Below are 18,743 nucleotides of genomic sequence, written 5' to 3'. Positions count from 1 at the left end.
AAATGGAGCGGGTGATGGGAATCGAACCCACATAACCAGCTTGGAAGGCTGGCGCTCTACCACTGAGCTACACCCGCATCTTCGTATGGTCGGAGCAGCAGGATTTGAACCTGCGACCCCCTGGTCCCAAGCCAGGTGCGCTACCAAACTGCGCTATGCCCCGCCAACAAAAGATATTATACAAGATATAGCATAACTTGTCAACGTTTTTCTTCTCCTGCCACAAAGGACAGGCATTGCCAACCGTCCTCATAACGAGTACAATAAAGGTAGTCTTTTACGTAGGAGGTAATGTTTCATGCCAAGTGCAATGAGTATTCACTTTGAATCGGACCATCCCTTTATCGCCGTTCCCCTCGAAGGGGAAACGATTCAGGACCTTCAGATCCGAATGGCCAAGATTGTAGAAAACCCTTATGATATGATGGCCTTTGATGCCGGTTATTTTAACGGTGCCGTCAATTTATCCCAGCTTTGGAACGCCTTGCTGTACATCGCCCGTGAAGCCGCCAATCCGTCGGTCCTCTTTTCCTGCGACAAGAGCAAGCTTCCTGAAATGTACCAGACCGACCGCGATTACGGATCGATCCTGCGCTTTGCCATCCGCTCGTCCCTCATCGACGCCGTCAAGATTGAAGGCAGCCTCGACGAGGACAATTTGGAAGACATTGCCGGTCAGGCCGTCGACCTCAGCTGTGTACCGATCATCGTCATCCGCGGCGAAAAAGGGGCTAAAGCAGCCGATCTCGTCGCCATGATGGAAAAGCGCTGGGACCTCGAAGCCGTGACCTTTGAACTCGTCGTCCCTGTCGAAACGGCAGCCGATATCGACGAATTGAAAGCCGCCGCCAAGGCCTTTAAAGAAAAGCATCATGATGCCGTCGTCATCCCCCATCCCACGGGACCTGCCGCCAAAGAAGCCATGCTGAAGGGCGATACCTTCGGCGCTTCCATCCTCTACGCCGGTGACGAAGCGGGCGAATTACCGTCTGCTGCGGACGTTCAGGCCTTGATTCATCCCGAAGGGTAATGGGGATAACAACTCTCCCCGCTACGCCTTTTCAAGGCCAAGGAGAACATCCCCTTCTCATGAAAACACAGATCAACCAGCCTTCCTGACCGAGGGCTGGTTTTTTCGTTGGCCATTCATAGCGCCTTCACCGAAAAAGTTCCCGGCCTTTCCCCTGTCCTATCAAAAATCATTTCGCCAGTATTTTTATGGCGCAGAGGCCTCATTCTCCCTCGTGATTTTCTAATTCTTTGACCGTTCCCTCTTCCCAATTGAAGTGTTTTTCGATACAATAAGTGAGAGACATATCTATATACTCCTTTCAGTTCTTCGTGGTGGTTGAGCTAACTGGCAGTGTTGGATATGTCTTATTTTATATAAAACAAGGGGTCTTGTGAACCGGAGTGTCCACAAGACCCCAACATTTATTATAGAACCAAAAAGGCCACCGCCGGAAACTTCCGGTGATGACCTTTTGATAGACCGTGACTTACTGCAAGTTTTTCGTCAATAACTGATTGACGACGCCCGGGTTAGCCCGGCCTTTCGTTTCTTTCATGATCTGACCGACGAGGAAGCCGATGGCTTTCTTCTTACCGGCCTTGTAGTCTTCGACAGACTGAGGATTGGCAGCGATGACTTTCTGTACCAATTCTTCGAGAGCACCGGTATCAGTAATCTGGACCAGGCCCTGTTCTTTGACGACGTCGTCAGCCGATTTGCCCGACGTCCACATTTCCGGAAGGACTTTCTTGGCGATTTTACCGGAAATCGTGCCTTTGGCAATGAGCTTCAAGAGACCTGCCAAGGATTCCGGTGCGACGGGAGATTCCGTAATGCCAATGCCTTCTTCGTTCAGCTTCTTGGCAAATTCGCCGAGCATCCAGTTGGCCGCTTCTTTGGCGTCGACGCCTTCTTTTACGACCGTTTCAAAGTAGTCAGCCGTCTGTTTTTCAAGGGTCAACAGGTTAGCGTCGTATTCGGAGAGGCCCAATTCGTCCTGGAAGCGCTGGCAGCGAGCATCCGGCATTTCCGGCAGTTCTTTGCGGACTTCTTCGATATATTCCGGCGAGACTTCGATAGGAATGAGGTCCGGTTCCGGGAAGTAGCGGTAATCGCTGTCCCCTTCTTTGACACGCTGGAGGATGGTTACGCCCTTGGCTTCATCCCAGCCGCGGGTTGCCTGCTGGATCGTGCCGCCTTCTTCGAGGATCTGTGCTTGGCGGACGGCTTCGTATTCAATCCCCTTCTGAACGGCGCTGAAGGAGTTGATGTTCTTGATTTCCGTCTTCGTTCCGAGGGTCGTCGAACCGACGGGACGGATGGAGATATTGGCGTCACAGCGCATGCTGCCTTCTTCTAAGCGGCAGTCCGATACGCCGAGGTACTGCATGATGGAGCGCAGTTTTTCAAGGTATGCCCGAGCTTCGGCACCGCTTCTAAGTTCCGGTTCGCCGACGATTTCAAGGAGGGGCACGCCCGTACGGTTATAGTCGACGCGGCTCGAGTCGGAGGTGGCAATGGTGCTGCCGCTGTGGACGAGTTTGCCGGCGTCTTCTTCCATGTGGATACGGGTCAAATGGATGCGGCGCTGTTTGCCGTCGACGTCGATATCGATGTAGCCGCCTTTGCAGATGGGAAGATCGAACTGGGACGTCTGGAAGTTTTTCGGTAAATCGGGATAGTAGTAGTTCTTGCGGTCAAATTTGCTGAAGGGCAAAATGTCGCAGTGAAGGGCAAGGCCCGCCTTTACGGCATAGTGCAGGACTTCTTTATTTAATACGGGCAGGACGCCGGGCAGACCTAAGCAGACCGGGCAGACGTGGGTATTCGGTTCAGCGCCGAATTCCGTGCTGCAGCCGCAGAAGATTTTCGTTTTCGTTTTTAATTCGACATGGACTTCCAAGCCGATAACGGATTCATATTTCATTAAAGTTCAACCTCCCCCATGGGCGACGGCATGCGAAGATCCGTCCGATTCTGTTCAAACGTATAGGCCGCACGGAGCAGTGTCGCTTCGCCTAAGGCCTTGCCGATGAGCTGCATGCCGATGGGCAGGCCGTCTTTGTAGCCGCAGGGAATGCTAATGCCCGGAAGGCCGGCTAAGTTCAAGGGAACGGTGCAGACGTCGCCGAGATACATCGCCAGGGGATCGCCGCTGTTCTGGCCGATCTTGAAGGCCGTATCCGGTGCCGTCGGCGTCAAGAGGATATCGCATTTCTTGAGGGCTTCATCGAAGTCCTGTTTCATCAAAGTCCGGACTTTCATGGCCTGCAAGTAGTAAGCGTCATAGTAACCGGAGCTCAAGACGTAGGTCCCGAGGAGGATACGGCGCTTGACTTCGTCGCCAAAGCCTTCCGTACGGGTCTTGATGTACATGTCGACGATGTCTTTGCCGTCGACACGCATGCCAAAGCCGACGCCGTCGTAGCGAGCCAAGTTGGAGCTGGCTTCGGCCGGGGCGATGATGTAGTAGGCAGCGATGCCGTACTTCATGTTGGGCATGCTGATGGGAACGATGTCGGCGCCCAGTTTCTTATACGTTTCCATGGCGTCGTCGAGGGCTTTGCGGGACGCAGGGTCCAGGCCTTCGCCGAAGAATTCTTCCGGGATGCCGATTTTAAGGCCTTTGACGTCGTTGACCAGAGCCTGTTTATAATCTTGTTTTTCCTGAGGAATGGACGTCGAGTCTTTAGCATCGTGGCCGGCAATGGCGTTTAAGACGATGGCGCAGTCTTCGACGTCGTTAGTCAGCGTGCCGATCTGGTCGAGGGAGGACGCGTAGGCGATGAGGCCGTAACGGGATACGAGGCCGTACGTCGGTTTGAGGCCGACGACGCCGCAGTAAGCGGCGGGCTGACGGACCGATCCGCCCGTATCGGAACCGAGGGCCCAGACGGCAGAACCGGAAGCGACAGCGGCTGCCGAACCGCCGGAAGAACCGCCGGGGACGCAGTCGAGGTTCCACGGGTTGTGCGTTTCATGGAAGGCCGAGTTTTCCGTCGAGCTGCCCATGGCAAATTCGTCCATGTTGGCCTTGCCTAAGCTGATATAGTCGGAAGCGGCCAGTTTTTCGATGACCGTTGCATTATACGGGGCTTTGAAGTGTTCAAGGATCTTCGAAGCACACGTTGCCTGCTGGCCTTCGATGCAGATGTTGTCCTTAATGGCACCGGGAATCCCGGCGAGGTCGGCAATCGTTTCGCCGGCGGCAATCTTAGCATCGACGGCGGCGGCTCCTTTGAGGGCGCCTTCGCGGCTGTCCGATAAGAAGGCCCGTACCTTCGGTTCTACAGTATCTTTATGAGCAAGAAAAGCCCTGGTCACTTCGACGGCAGAGACGTCGCGGCGGACGAGCTTTTCTTGCAGTTCGTGAATGGTTAACATACATCGGCCTCCTATTAATCCTGAATGACTTTCGGAACTTTGAAGCATCCTTCGTCTTGTTCCGGCGCATTTTGAAGCGCTTTTTCATTAGAGATGGACGGCTGGGGCACGTCGTCGCGCATGACGTTGGACATGGCCACAGCATGGGCCGTCGGCTTGACACCGGTCACGTCGACCTGACCTAAGAGATCCATGTACGATAAGATGTCGTTCAGCTGTTTCCCGACCGTTTCGATCTGGTCGTCTTTGACTTCCAGTCGGGACAACAGTGCGATTTTCTTTATTTCTTCGGCACTGATTTTCATACTGACACTCCTTGCAGAAAAATTTGGCATTGACAAATCGAAAGGCTTTGTCAACATTCATACATATACAATTTAATCACCTTTTGCTGTATTTTGCAAGCGCAGGCCCGGCAGCCGCCGGCGTCCTTCTTCCGGACAAGGAAAAAGGCGCCTGACTGGACAAGCGCCAAAGGCTTGGAAAAAGAGCTCTCTCGGTATCCTTACCGTACCATCATGTCGCGGATGGTCACATCGGGATGGTGGTACTGATCCTGGGGCAAAACGGTCTTCCCGTGGACGGTCACGGCCTGATGAGGGCACCAGTGCAGGCAGGCCAGGCAGCGGCTGCAGCGCGGCCCGATGACGGCACCCGACGAGGTACTTTGGATGTTGTCGACGGGACAGATTTTCGTACATATCCCGCAGGACACGCATTGTTTCGGATCGACGGACGGCGTCAGCCAGTAATTGCCAAAACTCCGCAGAGGGCCGAAATTCATGACATCGGCTGCCAAAGAACCGGTGACCTCTGAGGCATCGCGGACTTGGCGGCGAATGTCGTCGGCACAGTCGTGAAGGACATCGTCAGCCTTGTCGAGGCGGTTCATATCGTAGTGGATATGACGGCGCGAGGCGACGGTGCTGTTGGCAATCATGGGCAGGATCAAGCCATAGGCCAGGTCGCAGCCTCTCTTTTTCAGCAGTCGGGACAGGGTCCTGAGGGTCCGCCCTCCCGTTCCGCCGCAGGTGGCGATGCCAAAGAAATAAGTCCCCTTATCGAGGGGTGCCTTGGCGATAAAATCCCGCACCGGTTCCGGCACGTCGCCGAAATAGACGGGAAAGACAATCCCGAACCTTCGATGGGGCAAGTGTTCGGGCTGGCCCATGATGTCGGCCAGCGGCAGGGCCCTGTCGCCGGTCAGTTCAGCCAGTTTTTTCGCTGCATATAAGGAATTGCCCGTTCCTGAAAAATATCCAATCATAAAGTCCACCTCAAAGACAACTGCCTCTTTTCGAAGAAGACAGTCGATAATTTATATCTATTATAGCATGAAGGGCCTTTTCTGTCTTGAGGAGGCTTTATATTATATGTATCCCCGTTCGCAGAGACTGACGAAAATACCGTCACCGATGATGATGTGGTCCAAGACGGGGATTTCCATGATCTGACCGGCTTCGACGATGCGCCGAGTAATGCGGATGTCGTCCTTACTCGGCTCGGGATTTCCCGACGGATGATTATGGACTAAGATGACGGCTGCCGCATTGTAGCGCAAGGCATAGCGAAAGACGTCGCGCCCCTTAGCGAGGCTGGCATCGATGGTGCCGATGGTCAGGGTGCGGTAGGTAATGAGCTGATTTTTCGTCGATAAGTAGACGGCGCCGAACTGTTCCTGCGGCAGAAAACGCAGGTCTTCCATGACGTAACCGGCTACGGCATCAGGCGTGCTGAAATCAGGAGCTGAGCGCAGGGCCTGCTGGCGGGAAATGCGCCGGCCGAGTTCGATGGCGGCGCAGACCGTGACGGCTTTTTCTTCGCCGATGCCGCGGATATGGCAGAGATCGTCGACGCTGGCATTACTCAGGTAGCAGAGATTTTCACCGGGCAGAGAGCGGATGACCTGCCGCGATACATGAAGTACCGAGTGCCCCTTAGTCCCTGTCCGCAGCAAGATGGCCAAAAGATCTTGGTCGGTCACTGCCGCCGGACCGTGGCGGATAAATTTCTCTCGCGGTTTCTCACAAACGGCGAGTTCCCTCACCGGCGTATTCATACATGGACCTTGGCCTTGTGAAAGAGCTTGCAGACCTGAGACAGAGGCAGGCCGACGACATTGGTATAGGAGCCGTTGATCTTATCGACAAAGGCGGCTGCCCGTCCCTGGATGCCGTACGCGCCGGCCTTATCGAGGGGTTCCCCGGAGGCGATATAAGCCTTGATTTCCTTATCCGTCAGATGGCGGAACCAGACTTTCGTTTCCACGACCTTGGTAAATTCCTTCTTGTCGTTGATCAAGGCGATGCCCGTATAGACGGAATGCTTCTTACCCGACAGTTCGCGCAGCATTTCCATGGCCGCCGTCCCGTTTTTCGGCTTGCCCATCATGACGCCGTCAAGGGCGACGATGGTATCCGCGCCGAGGACCCACTGGCCCGGGAACTTTTGGGCGACGTCGCGGGCCTTGCCGAGGGCCTGGTCCTGGACGTACTTCTGAGGATCTTTCTTCTTCGGTGATTCTTCATGATAAGAACTCGGGTTGACCATGTAGGCCACGCCGATCTGGGTCAACAGTTCGCGGCGGCGCGGCGAGCCAGAGGCTAAAATAAGCATGTAATCCCTCCTGTAAGTTACTGAATATGGCGAAAGAGCACACCGGCTAAGAGAATGCCGATGACACTCAGTAAATTCGGTGCCAGATGGATGCCAAACTGCAATTCCATGAGATAAAGATTGAGGTGAATCTGCTGGATGTTCAAGATTTCATAATGCTGCGTCAATGCCGGCAGGACGCCCTGCAGGGCCGGGACGGCGTATAAGGCTTCTCCTACGATACCGCCGAGGATGCCGCCGGCAATGAGAAAGATAAATAAGGACAGCCAACTATGCGAGCCAAGATTTTTCATGCTTCCCCTCCTCCATTATATACACCATGCGAAGAAAGGGCTGCCCCCTCTCAGGAAATTCTAATCCTTCCGGAGAAAGACAACCCTTTATCATCGGCTTTATTGATTTTTCTGTTTCTGCATCTTCGCCCAGGTGTCGCGGAGGCCGACGATGCGGTTGACGACCATGTGATCTGCCGTCGTATCGGGATCGATGACGAAATAACCCTGGCGCAGGAACTGGAACTTGTCGCCGGCCTTATAGTCCGCCAGGGCCTTTTCGGCCTTACTGTGGTAGACGACGAGGCTGTCGGGATTGATCTGGTCGAGGAAATCCTTGGAATCGCCGTCATCCTGGCGAAGGAGGGAATCGTAGACCCTGGTTTCGACGTCGACGGCATCTTCGGCATTGACCCAATGGAGGGTCCCTTTTACCTTGCGGTCGGCGTTGGCACCGCTGCCGCTCTTACTTTCAGGGTCGTAGGTGCAGCGCAGTTCGACGATGTTGCCATTTTCGTCTTTGACGACTTCTTCGCATTTAATGATGTAGGCGTATTTCAGGCGGACTTCCTTGCCCGGAGCCAGGCGGAAGAATTTCTTGACCGGTTCTTCCATGAAGTCGCCCCGTTCGATGTATAAATGCTTGCTGAAGGTCATGTCACGCGTGCCCATGGCTTCATTTTCCTGGTTGTTGTCGGCCTTCATCGTTTCCGTCTGGCCGTCGGGATAGTTGGTCAGGACGACTTTGATCGGGTCGATGACGGTCATCAGGCGCGGAGCCTTCATCTTGAGGTCTTCGCGGATGCAGTATTCGAGGAGTGCCATTTCGACCATGTTGTCGGCCTTGGCGACGCCGATGCGTTCACAGAAGTCGCGGATGGCTTCCGGCGTATAGCCCCGGCGGCGAATGCCGGAAATGGTCGGCATACGGGGATCGTCCCAGCCGCTGACGATGCCCTTTTCGACGAGGGTCCGCAGTTTGCGCTTACTGGTGATCATATTGGTGACGTTGAGGCGGGCAAATTCGATCTGACGAGGCTTCTGTCCTTCCGGATCTTCCCAGTCTTCGAGGACCCAGTTATAGAGCGGACGATGGGCTTCAAATTCAAGGGTACAGATGGAATGGGTGATCCGTTCAATGGCGTCCGATACGGGATGAGCCAGGTCGTACATGGGATAGATGCACCACTTGCTGCCCGTCCGGTGATGGTCGGCGTGGACGATGCGGTAGAGAATGGGGTCACGCATATTGAGGTTGGGGCTGGCCATATCGATCTTAGCACGGAGGACCTTTTCACCGTCGGCGTACTTGCCGTCCTTCATTTCTTCAAAGAGCTTCAAGTTTTCTTCGACGCTGCGGTTGCGGTACGGGCTTTCCTTCCCCGGTTCGTTGAAGGTGCCGCGGTAGGCGCGGATTTCGTCGCCCGATAAGTCATCGACGTAGGCCTTGCCGAGGGTGATCAGTTTTTTGGCGTATTCATAGAGCTTATCGAAGTAGTCCGAGGCATAGAACATGCGGTCGTCCCAGTCAAAGCCCAGCCACTTGACGTCGCGCTTGATGGAGTCGACGTACTCCGTATTTTCCTTGGACGGATTGGTATCGTCAAAACGAAGGTTGGTCAGACCGCCGTATTTCTTAGCGATGCCGAAGTTCAGGCAAATCGATTTCGCATGGCCCAGGTGGAGATAGCCGTTCGGTTCCGGCGGGAAACGGGTGTGTACTCGTTTGCCGTATGTATTTTTCTCGTTGTCTTCATCGATAATGGTTTCAATAAAATTTTTGGTCGTTTCGTTATCCATCGATGTGTCTCCCCTTTTATCTATGTATGAATGCTTGTTCAGTATTTAATTATACCTTGTATACCCTTGTCTTTGCAACTCATATACCCTATAAGAATACGAGTCTCCCGACAAGGAATGGCCGTCTCCCGCCACCGCAGCCGTTCCCGCAATCCGCCTCAAAGGAAGTTTGGACAGGCCCAAAGGGGCATGATATAATCTAATTTATAAAAATATAAAGGAGTCGATGCTGCAATGATAAAAAAATTAGTCACCTTTGAGGACCTCGGTTTCGTCCAATGGGGCGTCCTCGATGAATCGGAAAAAGCCATCTACGGGGCCATTCCCTTAGAAGAAGCCTTCTTTACGCCCCTTCCGGAAACGCTATTAGAATTCATCCGCCAGGGCAATGACGGCATCTTAGCCTTAGCCGACGCCCTCGAACAGAACGAAAAGACCGGCGCCGTCAAGGCTAAACCTCTCGACACGGTCCGCATCATGGCCCCCATTCCCCATATGGAACGGAACGTCTTCTGCATCGGCAAAAACTACGCCGACCACATCGCCGAATTCGATAAGACGGCCCTGCCCGACAAACCGAAATACCCGGTCATCTTCACCAAGGCCACGTCGGCTGTCATCGGCCCGGACGACCCTATCGAACCCCATAAAAACGTAACCGAACAGGTTGACTACGAAGGAGAACTGGCCGTCGTCATCGGCAAAGAAGGTTCCGACATCCCCATCAGCGAAGCCATGAATCACGTCTACGGCTTTACGATTTTGAACGACGTAACGGCCCGCGACCTCCAGGCCAACCACGGCCAGTGGTTCCACGGCAAGAGCCTCGACACCTTCTGCCCCATGGGCCCCTACGTTCTCCTGCGCGATGCTGCCCCTGAAACCTTTGACATCATCACCAAGGTCAACGGCGAAGTCCGCCAGGACGGTTCGACAGGCGAATTCATCTTCACCATCCCCGAACTGATCCACACCATTTCCCAGGGGACGACCCTCTTCCCGGGCGACGTCATCGCAACGGGCACGCCGAGCGGTGTCGGCGTCGGCTTCAATCCGCCCCGCTTCCTCCATTCCGGCGACACCGTCGAAATCACCATCCCGGCTATCGGCACCTTGAAGAACAAAGTAAAATAAGGCCCAAATCAATAACCTGGCACACAACAAAGGAGCTGCGAAGAAATGATCACTCATTTCTCCGCAGCTCCTTTTGGTAGTGGTATCTCAAACGGGAAGGCCTTTACGACGGGTTTTCTTCCTGTTTCTGAAGCACACTGTGTTTACGGCCGTAGACGAAGTAGATCAGCCAGCCAAGGATCGTCCAGCCCGAAAACAGCATCAGCGTATGCGGCGACAGTTCAAAGAAGATGAATGCGCAGCAGATGAAACCTAAGGGTGCAATGATGTGGACAGCGGGGCAGCGGAATCCGCGCGGATGATTCGGATAGATGCGGCGCAGAACCAGGATGCCGACGCTGGAGCACAAGAAGGCGAAGATCGTACCGGCGCTGCACGTTTCAGCGACGATATGGATCGGCGTGAAGCCCGTAATGCAGGCAACGATGACACCGATGACAATCTGAATGATGTACGGCGTCTGGAACTTGGGATGAACCTTATAGAGGCTCATGGGCATCAAGCCGTCACGACTCATGGAGTAGAGGGCACGGCTCTGGGCGAAGAGCATGCCCAGGACAACCGTCGACAGGCCGCAGATAGCGCCGGTGCCGACGATGGCCGAACCGAGGTGAAGGCCGATGTACTCCAGAACGAAGGATGCCGGTGCTGCCGTATCCAGCATGGGATACGGGACGACGCCGGTCATGGTCGCACAAACGGCGATGTAGAGGACCGTACAGATAGCCAGAGCCGAGATGATGCCGATCGGCATATCCCGTTTCGGATTCTTCGTTTCTTCGGCAGCCGTCGACAAGGCGTCGAAGCCGAGGTAAGCGAAGAACAGGACGGCGGTCCCGGCGAAGACACCGTGGACGCCATAGGGCAGGAAGGGTTCCCAATTCATCGGTTCAATATGGGGACCTGCCAAGAAGAGGAACAAGAAAATCGTTCCGATTTTAACGTAGACCAAAATGCGGTTGACGTGCGCACTTTCGCGGACGCCGACGACGAGCAGCGCCGTCGCCAATGCAACGATGAGCACAGCCGGTAAGTTAATGATGCCTCCATCTGCCGGAACGGCCGTCAAGGCCTTGGGAAGGTCGATGCCCATGGAATGCAGGATCCCGACGAAGTAGGCCGACCAGCCGCCAGCAACGGCGCTGGCACCGACAGAATATTCCAAAATCAAACTCCAACCGACCCACCATCCGAAGATTTCACCAAGCGATGCATAGGCGTAGGTATAGGAGCTGCCTGATACAGGCAAGAACGAAGCTAATTCAGAATAGGCCAAACACACAAACGCACATGTGACGGCTGCAAATACGAAGGATAACATCAGGCCAGGGCCAGCGTATTTTGCAGCGCCGATACCGGTCAGAACAAAGATCCCCGTACCAATAATGATGCCCAGACCCATCATGGTGATGTCGAAGGCTCCTAAAGCCTTGTTCAACTTCTTTTCTTTCGTATGGGCCAGCAAATCATCGAAGGATTTACGGCGTAAAATGTCCATAAGCTCATCCCCTGTCTGTTATTTCGCAGTCACACCGTTAGACGAAGAGGAGAAAATGCTTTTCCAGATAAAGCCGATGACGAACCCGGCGATGGTAAAGCATACCCAGCCCATCCCCAACGAGTGGAGCGGTACCATAGTAGCAAAAATAGTATCAATCTGTCCAAGCGAGAATTCAGCAGTCTGAAGTCCCGTAACGATAGCCGGAATCAAGGTCAGGCCGATAGTCCATGCATAGACGCACTGCCGTCCGCCAAAGGCGTTGTGCAGGAAAGCCAAGATGATGATGGCAACGACGAGCGGATAGATGAACATCAGGACCGGAATAGCGGCGGTGATGATCGTCTTCAAACCGAACATGGCAACGAAGAAGGAAATGAGGGTAAAGATGACGACCCATTTCTTGTAACCGATTTTGATCAGTTCGTTGAAGTACGATGCGCAAGACGTAATCAGGCCGATAGCCGTCGAGAGACAAGCCAAGAGAACGATGACGGCCAAGATGACAGCACCGGCGTTGCCGAAGAGGATCATAGCACTCTTAGAAAGAACAGGAGCGCCCGTTTCCTGGATACCGAAAGCGGCGACGCTGTCGGCGCCGATTTTAGCGACGAAGATGTAGACGAAGCCCAAGCAGCCGACGGCGATAGCACCGGCTTTAAATACTTCTCTCGTAATGGCCGACGGCGTCGTTGCCCCGTCTTCCATGACGAATTCAATAACCAGGATGGCAAATACTAAGGAAGCGATGGCGTCCATCGTATTGTAACCGTCGAGGATCCCCTGAACGGCGGCGACGGTAGCCGTGCCGTAAGCGGCAATCGGTTCCTGCGGCGAGCCGAGAGGCGTAATGAAGGATTTTGCAATCAGCAGTAAAATAGCGATCAGCAGTGCCGGCGTCAAGATCTTGCCGATGCGGTCGACCAGTTTCTGCGGCGAAATGGATAACCATAACGAAATGAGGAAGAATAAAACCAAGAAGCCGGTCATGATGGCTTCACTGCCGCCACTCTGCAAGAACGGACGAACGGCGATTTCATAAGAAACGCTGCCCGTACGGGGAATGGCGAAGAACGGCCCAATGGTCAGATAACTGATGACCGTAAAGAAGAGGCCGTAAGCCGGATGGACGCGGCCAGCCAGTTCCTGCAGGTTCTTACAGCCTGAGTAACCCATGGCCAGGACACCGGCCAAAGGCAAGCCGACACCGGTGACGACGAAGCCCAGGACAGCCCACCAGACGTTGACGCCGGCAGCCTGACCCATGGCAGCCGGAAAGATCAGGTTCCCGGCCCCGAAAAACAGCGCGAACAGCATAAGCCCTATGGCTACCGTTCTGTTTCCCTTATTTTCTCCCATAATAACACTCCTCCTAACAATTAATCGTGTCAATAAATAATAAGGACGCTGAATCGATTAAATTAAATAATTTAATCTTGAATTTATTCTATCATAAAAAAGGAAAAAAATCACGAATTCATGTCAACTTTAATCTAATTCTAATAGACAAAGGTCCATCTTTTAATATTTTTTCGTTAATCATGTAAATTCGTTAGTTTTTCTTGTAAAATCTGTATAAACGATTTGTTATCCAAAGGAGAACGGACGGCTGTCCTTATATAGGACGGCGATAAACCGACGTAATTGGCACAGGAGCGGACTAAGATTCCCTCTTCACGAAGGGCGGATATGAGCGGTTCTGCCAAGGACCCGTCGACCAGGCGCCATAGGAGGAAATTGACGCAGGGCCGCCAGACTTCGATGCCGGGCATATGGGTTAAGGCCTCATACAGCCGATCGCGTTCCGCGGCGACGAGGCGGCGCGACGCGTTTTGGTAGTCCCGGTCCCCTAAGGCGGCGACGCCGGCATACTGGGCCAGGACGTTGACGTTCCAATCGTCTTTATGGCCTTCCATGAGACTTCGCCGTAAGGGCGTCGTCACGCCAAAACCGAGGCGCAGCCCCGGCAGGGCATAAAATTTAGTCAGGGATCGAATGACAAGCAGCGAATCTGTCTCCTGTGCCAGTTCTCGGACGGAATAAGCTTCTTCCGACGGGAGAAAATCGAGAAAAGACTCATCGACGAGGATGTCCGTCCCCTTGCGGGCCGCAAGTTCCGTAAGGGCTTTCAGCTCCTGAGCTGAGGCCAGGGTCCCTGTGGGATTATTAGGATTGCCGATGACGATGCAGTCGACGTGACCGCAGGCCGAGCGCAGGGTTTCCCAGGGATAAGAAAAATCCCCTTCCGCAGACAAATGACAGTAGTCAATAGCAGCCCCAATAGCCCCGGCCGCCCGTTCGTACTCACTAAAAGACGGCACGGGAAGCAGCACCCGCCGCGGCCGAAAGGTATGCATGTAGAGATAAAAGAGTTCAGCTGCCCCATTTCCCAGGAGGAGGGAATCTTTGGAGACGCCGTAGGCTTTCTCAAGGGCTTCCCGAAGGGCCGTCCCCTGGGGGTCGGGATAGTGGACGACGGCGTCTATGTGAGCCGTTATGGTCTCTTTCACGGCCGGCGAGAGTCCCAGTGGATTGATGTTGGCACTGAAATCGAGCCAAGCCTTCCCCGGCGGCGGAGCCGCATAAATATTGCCGCCATGTTCAAATCGTTTAAGCACTGCCTATCACCTCCTTTCCATAAAAATGCCGCCCTCTTGGAGATGGACCGTATCGACGTAGGTCCAGTCGGGAAAGGCAGCCGTCAAGGAGCGGACGATGTCCGCTCGGACGTTCAGCCTCTCCCCTTCCGTAAAAAAGACACCGGCAACGGTCCCGCTGTGGGCCGTATTGACACCGACGACGCCGGGCTTTTGAAGGGCCCTTTCGACAAAGGCCGGAAAGTCCGGCTTTTCCAGGAGAGCCTGATTGGCCAGGGCACTGTACGTCGCCGCCCGCCCCAGGTTCTCGGCCGTAAGCGGGTCCTGTAAGAGGGCCATGCCGGCCGCCATGGCCTTTGAATCCGGTTTTCTTCGGCGCCGCCCCTTTCCGTGGAAGGCGACGGTATCGACGATGCCGCCGGAGTCAAAGACAGCGATGGAAAGCTTGGGAACCTGTGAAAATACGGCCTTGATGCGTCCCGTATCGGGCTCGATGACGGCCATGCCCCGACAAAAAATGCCGTCGGTCGGCTCGATAGAAGCGGCCAGGCGGCCAATCTCTTGTTCACGTAAGGGGCGTCCTAAAACGAAGCCGACGGCGGCCAGGACGGCGCAGATATCGGCTGAACTCGAGGCCATGCCCTTGCCTTCCGGGAGATCTGACGTAAGGTAAAAATCATAGGGCAGATAAGCTTCTTTACAATAGGCCTTGGCCAGGGAAAACGCCGCTTCGGCCTTGGCCCCGCCGCCCATGAGCCTTCCCTTACCGGATCGGACCGTGACCGTCGTGTAGCGGTCGATGGGACAGGTCACCAAAAAGGGCTCGCCCTGCCAATAGCCCTGCATGATTTCCCCGCAGGACCCGGGCACGCGGATGATCAGCTCCATAGGCCGTACCGTGCCCAGGACAAAAAGGCCGTCATGACCCCGGCCAACAGGGACGCGCCGTACATGAGTCGGATGGTCTGTTTAATATGGATCGGTTCCAATTCGCGGCCGGCATCGCCCATGTATTCCCGGAAGGTGTCTTTTCCGAAATAGCGATTGTGGCCGCCCAGGCGGATACCGAGAGCTCCGGCGACGGTCGCTTCAGCGTAACCGCCATTGGGACTGGGGTGCTTTTTCGCATCGCGGCCCATGATGTTCCAGGCCTGTTTGTAGTCATGGCCCAGGATGGCAGCGACGGCGATGAATAAGAGGCCTGTCAGTCTTGCCGGGATGTAATTTAAGACGTCGTCGACACGGGCAGCGACGCGGCCAAAATAGAGGTAGCGGTCGTTCTTATAGCCGATCATGGAATCGAGGGTATTGGCCGCCCGATAGACGACGGCCAAAGGCAGGCCGCCGAGGGCGAAGAAAAATAAGGGCGATACGATGCCGTCGACGGTATTTTCGGCAATCGTTTCCACCGTCGCTCTCGTCACTTCCGGACTGTCGAGGTGCTTCGTGTCCCGGCCGACGATCTGGCCGACCTTGATGCGGGCCATGCGCAGGTGGTGGCGCAATAAATAGTTATATATATCCCGGCCGGCCTTGGCCAGGCTGTGAGGGCAGATCATAAAGGACAAGATAAGGCCCTGGATGGCATAATTCACCCCTTGGTGAGGAATAAATTCCAAGATCAGGACGATGGCCAGGGTCAGATTATAGAAAAATAACAAGGTGATGAAAACCAACAGGCCGCCTAAGATGAAATGCTCCCACTTCGATGATTTTTCATTGTAAAAGAGTCTTTCGAGCATGCTGATAAAGGACCCCATCAAGGCGACGGGATGAAGCGTCGTCCGCGGATCGCCGATGATAAAATCGATAATAAAGGCTGTGATGACCGTAATCATCGTATCCCCTCCTCTATGATGCGCTGCAGGCGTGGCATGTCGAGGGCTTCTCTCACGACGGCAGCCAAGCGGTCGTACTTTTCTTCTTTTTCCTGGCGGTAATGGAGACTCACGGGCAAATCCCCCCAGCCTTTTTGGCGGCGCAGGACGTTCAAGAATCGGCGGCGGAAGTCGTCGTTGTCAAAGATGCCGTGAATGTAAGTTCCCCAAGCCAGGCCATCCGTCCGGGCTGCACCGACCGTTACTTGGCAGGGCGCTTTCGAGCGGCTGGTCACGACGAAGGGATGGGCATCGCTGCCATCAACGTCGGTCCGTCCCATATGGATTTCGTAGCCCGTAAGCGTCCCGGCATCGATAGACTCGCCCAAAAAGGGCAGGCTCCGGCATTCGGCCGTCACCTGAAAAGTCAGCTTCTCCGGGCTGAAGGTCGTCGTCCCCTGAAGGATGTGAAGGCCTTCGACGCAGCCTAAGTCGGATTCGCTCCCGTCGGGATCGACGACGGCATCACCCATCATCTGGTAGCCGCCGCAGATGCCGATGACCGGTTTCCCCGCTGCCATAAAGGCTGTGAGGGCCTTATCCCAGCCATTTTCCTTGAGGAACAATAAGTCTTCCGTCGTGTTCTTGCTGCCCGGCAGGATGACGACGTCGGCCCCTGAAAGTTCATCGGGCCGGCTGATATAATAGAGATTGGTATCTTCTTCCCGCGACAGGCTGTCGAAGTCGGTGAAATTGGAAATCTTCGGGACCTTGACGACAGCGATGTTTACCGTATCGGCCAGCGGCCCTCTTCCCTTGTCCTCCAAGGACACAGAATCTTCGTCGTCGATGCCGAGGTCGCCGATATAGGGAATGACGCCTAAGACGGGCTTTCCCGTCTTTTTCTCTAAGAACTCGACAGCCGGCGTAAAGAGGGAGACGTCGCCGCGGAATTTATTGATGATCAGGCCTTTGACGTGAGCCCGTTCTTCGTCGTCGAGGAGTTCCAAGGTGCCCACCAGTGCCGCTAAGGAGCCGCCGCGGTCGATATCGGCTACTAAGAGGACCGGTGCGCCCAGGTATTTGGCGACGCGCATATTGACGATGTCGTGGTCCTTAAGGTTGATTTCGGCCGGACTTCCGGCGCCTTCGATGACCAAGGTGTCGTAGGCCCCATCGAGGCGTGTGAGGGCCTCTTTTACGGCGTCAAAGGCTTTGATGGCGTAGCCCTTATGGTATTCCCGGGCCGACATATTGCCCACGGGGCGGCCATTGAGGATGACCTGAGAGCAGGCATTTCCCGTAGGCTTCAAGAGGACGGGATTCATGTCGACCATGGGTAAGAGACCTGCCGCCTCGGCTTGGGCGACCTGGGCCCGGCCCATTTCCAGCCCGTCGGCGGTCACATAAGAATTGAGGGCCATATTCTGGGCCTTAAAAGGAACGACGCGCTGTCCCTCTTGTAAAAAAATACGGCACAAGGCCGTCGTAAGGATGCTCTTGCCGACATGGGAACTCGTCCCCTGCAGCATGATATATTGTGCCAACCCTTATCCCCTCCTGTCATAAAAAAACGGTGTGGCTGCAATGGTTTAATTATATCGTTTCTGCAAAAAAATGCAAACGCCGGGAAACGGAAAAAACCGCTCGCCGGAAATAATTTCCGGCGAGCGGCTGCATAGGTCTTATCCGTGTAATTGTCTGTCTAAGTCTTCCAGGCGTGCAATGCGTTCTTCTGTCGGCGGATGAGTGCTGAACAAGTTCATCAGCGTACTGCGGGCGCCGGAAAAGGGATTGATGATGCACATGTGGGCCGTTGCCTTGCTGGCACCGGGCAATACCTGATAGTGGGCGTAATTGTCGATTTTCGCCAAGGCACGGGCCAGGGCGATGGGATCGTCGATCATGCGTCCCCCTTCTTCATCGGCCATGTATTCCCGCGTCCGCGAGATACCCATTTGGATGACCGACGCCGCTAAGGGCGCTAAGAGAGCCGTTGCGATGAGGGCGATGGGATTGCCGCCTTCGCCGTCATTGTCGCGGCCGCTGCCGAAGATGGCAGCCCACTGGGCCATATTGGCGATCATGGCGATGGCACTGGCAAAGGAAGCGACGATGGTGCTGATCAGGATGTCGCGGTGAAGGACGTGGCTCATTTCATGGGCCAAAACGCCACGGATTTCATCTTCATCGAGGAGATTCATGATTCCTGCCGTTGCCGCTACGGCTGCGTGGGACGGATTTCGTCCGGTTGCAAAGGCGTTGGGCACGTCGGTCGGAATGATGTAGACTTTGGGCATAGGCAAATCGGCACGCTGCGCCAAATCGGCTACGATGCGGTACAGATAATGATCTTCCCCGACCTGTTCGGCCTTGTAAGCCCGCAGTACCATGGTATCGCTGAACCAATAGGAGAAGAAATTCATACCCATGGCGATAATAAACATAATCATGACGCCGCTGCGGCCGCCGAAAATGCCGCCCAGAGCCATGAGGATACAGGCCAGGGCCGTCATGAGGAATACCGTTTTCACACTGTTCATAAAACTCACCCTCTTCAAAAAAAGCTAAAGGTCAAAAGGTTAAACTAACTATGACCCTATTATATACGTT

The 18,743-nt window shown here is 54.6% G+C and carries 17 protein-coding genes and 2 tRNA genes; 2 read left to right on the top strand and 17 right to left on the bottom strand.

Features of this window, described 5'->3' with window-relative positions:
• Positions 1 to 3 precede the first annotated feature (3 nt).
• Together A0U42_RS05210 and A0U42_RS05205 are read right to left on the bottom strand one after the other, a co-directional pair.
• Positions 4 to 77, bottom strand: a tRNA-Gly gene (locus A0U42_RS05210).
• A gap of 9 nt (positions 78 to 86) precedes the next feature.
• Positions 87 to 163: transfer RNA gene (locus tag A0U42_RS05205), tRNA-Pro, on the bottom strand.
• 135 nt (positions 164 to 298) lie between these two features.
• Between A0U42_RS05205 and A0U42_RS05200 the strand changes: the two genes are divergently transcribed.
• The gene (locus A0U42_RS05200; protein WP_255304109.1) at positions 299 to 1,030 is read left to right on the top strand and encodes a type I 3-dehydroquinate dehydratase; all 732 of its coding nucleotides are present in this window, start codon (positions 299 to 301) and stop codon (positions 1,028 to 1,030) included.
• A 469-nt stretch (positions 1,031 to 1,499) separates the two neighbouring features.
• On the opposite strand, the gene gatB is transcribed toward A0U42_RS05200, so the two are convergent.
• The 8 genes from gatB to A0U42_RS05160 all read right to left on the bottom strand — a co-directional run bounded on the left by gatB (position 1,500) and on the right by A0U42_RS05160 (position 9,084).
• A complete protein-coding gene (gatB, locus tag A0U42_RS05195) occupies positions 1,500 to 2,939 on the bottom strand; it encodes an Asp-tRNA(Asn)/Glu-tRNA(Gln) amidotransferase subunit GatB (RefSeq protein WP_065360138.1) in 1,440 nt (479 codons plus the stop codon).
• The gene (gene gatA, locus A0U42_RS05190) at positions 2,939 to 4,396 is read right to left on the bottom strand and encodes an Asp-tRNA(Asn)/Glu-tRNA(Gln) amidotransferase subunit GatA (protein WP_065360137.1); all 1,458 of its coding nucleotides are present in this window, start codon (positions 4,394 to 4,396) and stop codon (positions 2,939 to 2,941) included. The genes gatB and gatA overlap by 1 nt, the downstream gene beginning before the upstream one ends.
• A 14-nt stretch (positions 4,397 to 4,410) precedes the next feature.
• Entirely contained in the window at positions 4,411 to 4,701 is a 291-nt protein-coding gene (gene gatC, locus A0U42_RS05185; protein WP_062412092.1) for an Asp-tRNA(Asn)/Glu-tRNA(Gln) amidotransferase subunit GatC, read from the bottom strand.
• Between the two features lie 200 nt (positions 4,702 to 4,901).
• The gene (locus A0U42_RS05180; protein ID WP_065360136.1) at positions 4,902 to 5,663 is read right to left on the bottom strand and encodes an EFR1 family ferrodoxin; all 762 of its coding nucleotides are present in this window, start codon (positions 5,661 to 5,663) and stop codon (positions 4,902 to 4,904) included.
• A 102-nt stretch (positions 5,664 to 5,765) separates the two neighbouring features.
• Positions 5,766 to 6,455 carry a DNA repair protein RadC gene (gene radC, locus A0U42_RS05175; RefSeq protein ID WP_044503906.1) on the bottom strand — a complete coding sequence of 230 codons (690 nt, stop codon included), beginning with the start codon at positions 6,453 to 6,455 and terminating at the stop codon, positions 5,766 to 5,768.
• On the bottom strand, positions 6,452 to 7,012 hold the full coding sequence (locus A0U42_RS05170) for a nucleoside triphosphate pyrophosphatase (protein WP_065360135.1): 561 nt from the start codon (positions 7,010 to 7,012) through the stop codon (positions 6,452 to 6,454). Before A0U42_RS05170 ends, radC begins: the two co-directional genes overlap by 4 nt.
• A gap of 17 nt (positions 7,013 to 7,029) precedes the next feature.
• Positions 7,030 to 7,305 (bottom strand): DUF4321 domain-containing protein, encoded by a 276-nt coding sequence (locus A0U42_RS05165; protein WP_044503908.1) that lies wholly within the window; start codon positions 7,303 to 7,305, stop codon positions 7,030 to 7,032.
• A gap of 99 nt (positions 7,306 to 7,404) precedes the next feature.
• Positions 7,405 to 9,084, bottom strand: coding sequence for a glutamine--tRNA ligase/YqeY domain fusion protein (locus A0U42_RS05160; protein ID WP_044503909.1), 1,680 nt, complete (start codon positions 9,082 to 9,084; stop codon positions 7,405 to 7,407).
• A 234-nt stretch (positions 9,085 to 9,318) separates the two neighbouring features.
• Between A0U42_RS05160 and A0U42_RS05155 the strand changes: the two genes are divergently transcribed.
• Positions 9,319 to 10,218, top strand: a complete 900-nt coding sequence (locus A0U42_RS05155; protein ID WP_065360134.1) for a fumarylacetoacetate hydrolase family protein — start codon at positions 9,319 to 9,321, stop codon at positions 10,216 to 10,218.
• A gap of 103 nt (positions 10,219 to 10,321) precedes the next feature.
• Here the strand turns inward: A0U42_RS05155 and A0U42_RS05150 are convergent, their stop codons facing one another.
• The 7 genes from A0U42_RS05150 to htpX all read right to left on the bottom strand — a co-directional run bounded on the left by A0U42_RS05150 (position 10,322) and on the right by htpX (position 18,673).
• The gene (locus tag A0U42_RS05150; protein ID WP_044503911.1) at positions 10,322 to 11,716 is read right to left on the bottom strand and encodes an amino acid permease; all 1,395 of its coding nucleotides are present in this window, start codon (positions 11,714 to 11,716) and stop codon (positions 10,322 to 10,324) included.
• A gap of 18 nt (positions 11,717 to 11,734) precedes the next feature.
• The gene (gene brnQ, locus A0U42_RS05145) at positions 11,735 to 13,075 is read right to left on the bottom strand and encodes a branched-chain amino acid transport system II carrier protein (protein ID WP_065360133.1); all 1,341 of its coding nucleotides are present in this window, start codon (positions 13,073 to 13,075) and stop codon (positions 11,735 to 11,737) included.
• Positions 13,076 to 13,251: 176 nt separating this feature from the next.
• Positions 13,252 to 14,334: a threonine-phosphate decarboxylase CobD gene (gene cobD / locus A0U42_RS05140; protein ID WP_065360132.1), complete on the bottom strand. Its 1,083-nt coding sequence runs from the start codon at positions 14,332 to 14,334 to the stop codon at positions 13,252 to 13,254.
• 6 nt (positions 14,335 to 14,340) lie between these two features.
• On the bottom strand, positions 14,341 to 15,201 hold the full coding sequence (locus A0U42_RS05135; RefSeq protein ID WP_065360131.1) for a GHMP kinase: 861 nt from the start codon (positions 15,199 to 15,201) through the stop codon (positions 14,341 to 14,343).
• Positions 15,192 to 16,151 (bottom strand): adenosylcobinamide-phosphate synthase CbiB, encoded by a 960-nt coding sequence (gene cbiB, locus A0U42_RS05130; RefSeq protein WP_065360130.1) that lies wholly within the window; start codon positions 16,149 to 16,151, stop codon positions 15,192 to 15,194. The genes A0U42_RS05135 and cbiB overlap by 10 nt, the downstream gene beginning before the upstream one ends.
• Positions 16,148 to 17,677: a cobyric acid synthase gene (locus tag A0U42_RS05125; protein WP_065360129.1), complete on the bottom strand. Its 1,530-nt coding sequence runs from the start codon at positions 17,675 to 17,677 to the stop codon at positions 16,148 to 16,150. The genes cbiB and A0U42_RS05125 overlap by 4 nt, the downstream gene beginning before the upstream one ends.
• 138 nt (positions 17,678 to 17,815) lie before the next feature.
• Positions 17,816 to 18,673: a zinc metalloprotease HtpX gene (gene htpX / locus A0U42_RS05120; protein WP_065360128.1), complete on the bottom strand. Its 858-nt coding sequence runs from the start codon at positions 18,671 to 18,673 to the stop codon at positions 17,816 to 17,818.
• Positions 18,674 to 18,743: the final 70 nt, after the last annotated feature.

The sequence above is a fragment of the Megasphaera sp. DISK 18 genome (assembly GCF_001682955.1).
In the GTDB taxonomy this organism is placed as follows: domain Bacteria; phylum Bacillota; class Negativicutes; order Veillonellales; family Megasphaeraceae; genus Megasphaera; species Megasphaera massiliensis.
This window is presented reverse-complemented; position numbering and strand designations above follow the sequence as displayed.

Excerpts from the sequence above, each read along its gene's own strand:
- A0U42_RS05200 (WP_255304109.1), top strand. The coding sequence starts at position 299 with ATGCCAAGTGCAATGAGTATTCACTTTGAATCGGACCATCCCTTTATC.
- A0U42_RS05135 (WP_065360131.1), bottom strand. The coding sequence starts at position 15,201 with ATGGAGCTGATCATCCGCGTGCCCGGGTCCTGCGGGGAAATCATGCAG.
- cbiB (WP_065360130.1), bottom strand. The coding sequence starts at position 16,151 with ATGATTACGGTCATCACAGCCTTTATTATCGATTTTATCATCGGCGAT.
- A0U42_RS05160 (WP_044503909.1), bottom strand. The coding sequence starts at position 9,084 with ATGGATAACGAAACGACCAAAAATTTTATTGAAACCATTATCGATGAA.
- radC (WP_044503906.1), bottom strand. The coding sequence starts at position 6,455 with ATGAATACGCCGGTGAGGGAACTCGCCGTTTGTGAGAAACCGCGAGAG.
- gatB (WP_065360138.1), bottom strand. The coding sequence starts at position 2,939 with ATGAAATATGAATCCGTTATCGGCTTGGAAGTCCATGTCGAATTAAAA.
- A0U42_RS05150 (WP_044503911.1), bottom strand. The coding sequence starts at position 11,716 with ATGGACATTTTACGCCGTAAATCCTTCGATGATTTGCTGGCCCATACG.
- htpX (WP_065360128.1), bottom strand. The coding sequence starts at position 18,673 with ATGAACAGTGTGAAAACGGTATTCCTCATGACGGCCCTGGCCTGTATC.
- gatA (WP_065360137.1), bottom strand. The coding sequence starts at position 4,396 with ATGTTAACCATTCACGAACTGCAAGAAAAGCTCGTCCGCCGCGACGTC.
- brnQ (WP_065360133.1), bottom strand. The coding sequence starts at position 13,075 with ATGGGAGAAAATAAGGGAAACAGAACGGTAGCCATAGGGCTTATGCTG.
- A0U42_RS05180 (WP_065360136.1), bottom strand. The coding sequence starts at position 5,663 with ATGATTGGATATTTTTCAGGAACGGGCAATTCCTTATATGCAGCGAAA.
- A0U42_RS05155 (WP_065360134.1), top strand. The coding sequence starts at position 9,319 with ATGATAAAAAAATTAGTCACCTTTGAGGACCTCGGTTTCGTCCAATGG.
- gatC (WP_062412092.1), bottom strand. The coding sequence starts at position 4,701 with ATGAAAATCAGTGCCGAAGAAATAAAGAAAATCGCACTGTTGTCCCGA.
- A0U42_RS05170 (WP_065360135.1), bottom strand. The coding sequence starts at position 7,012 with ATGCTTATTTTAGCCTCTGGCTCGCCGCGCCGCCGCGAACTGTTGACC.
- A0U42_RS05165 (WP_044503908.1), bottom strand. The coding sequence starts at position 7,305 with ATGAAAAATCTTGGCTCGCATAGTTGGCTGTCCTTATTTATCTTTCTC.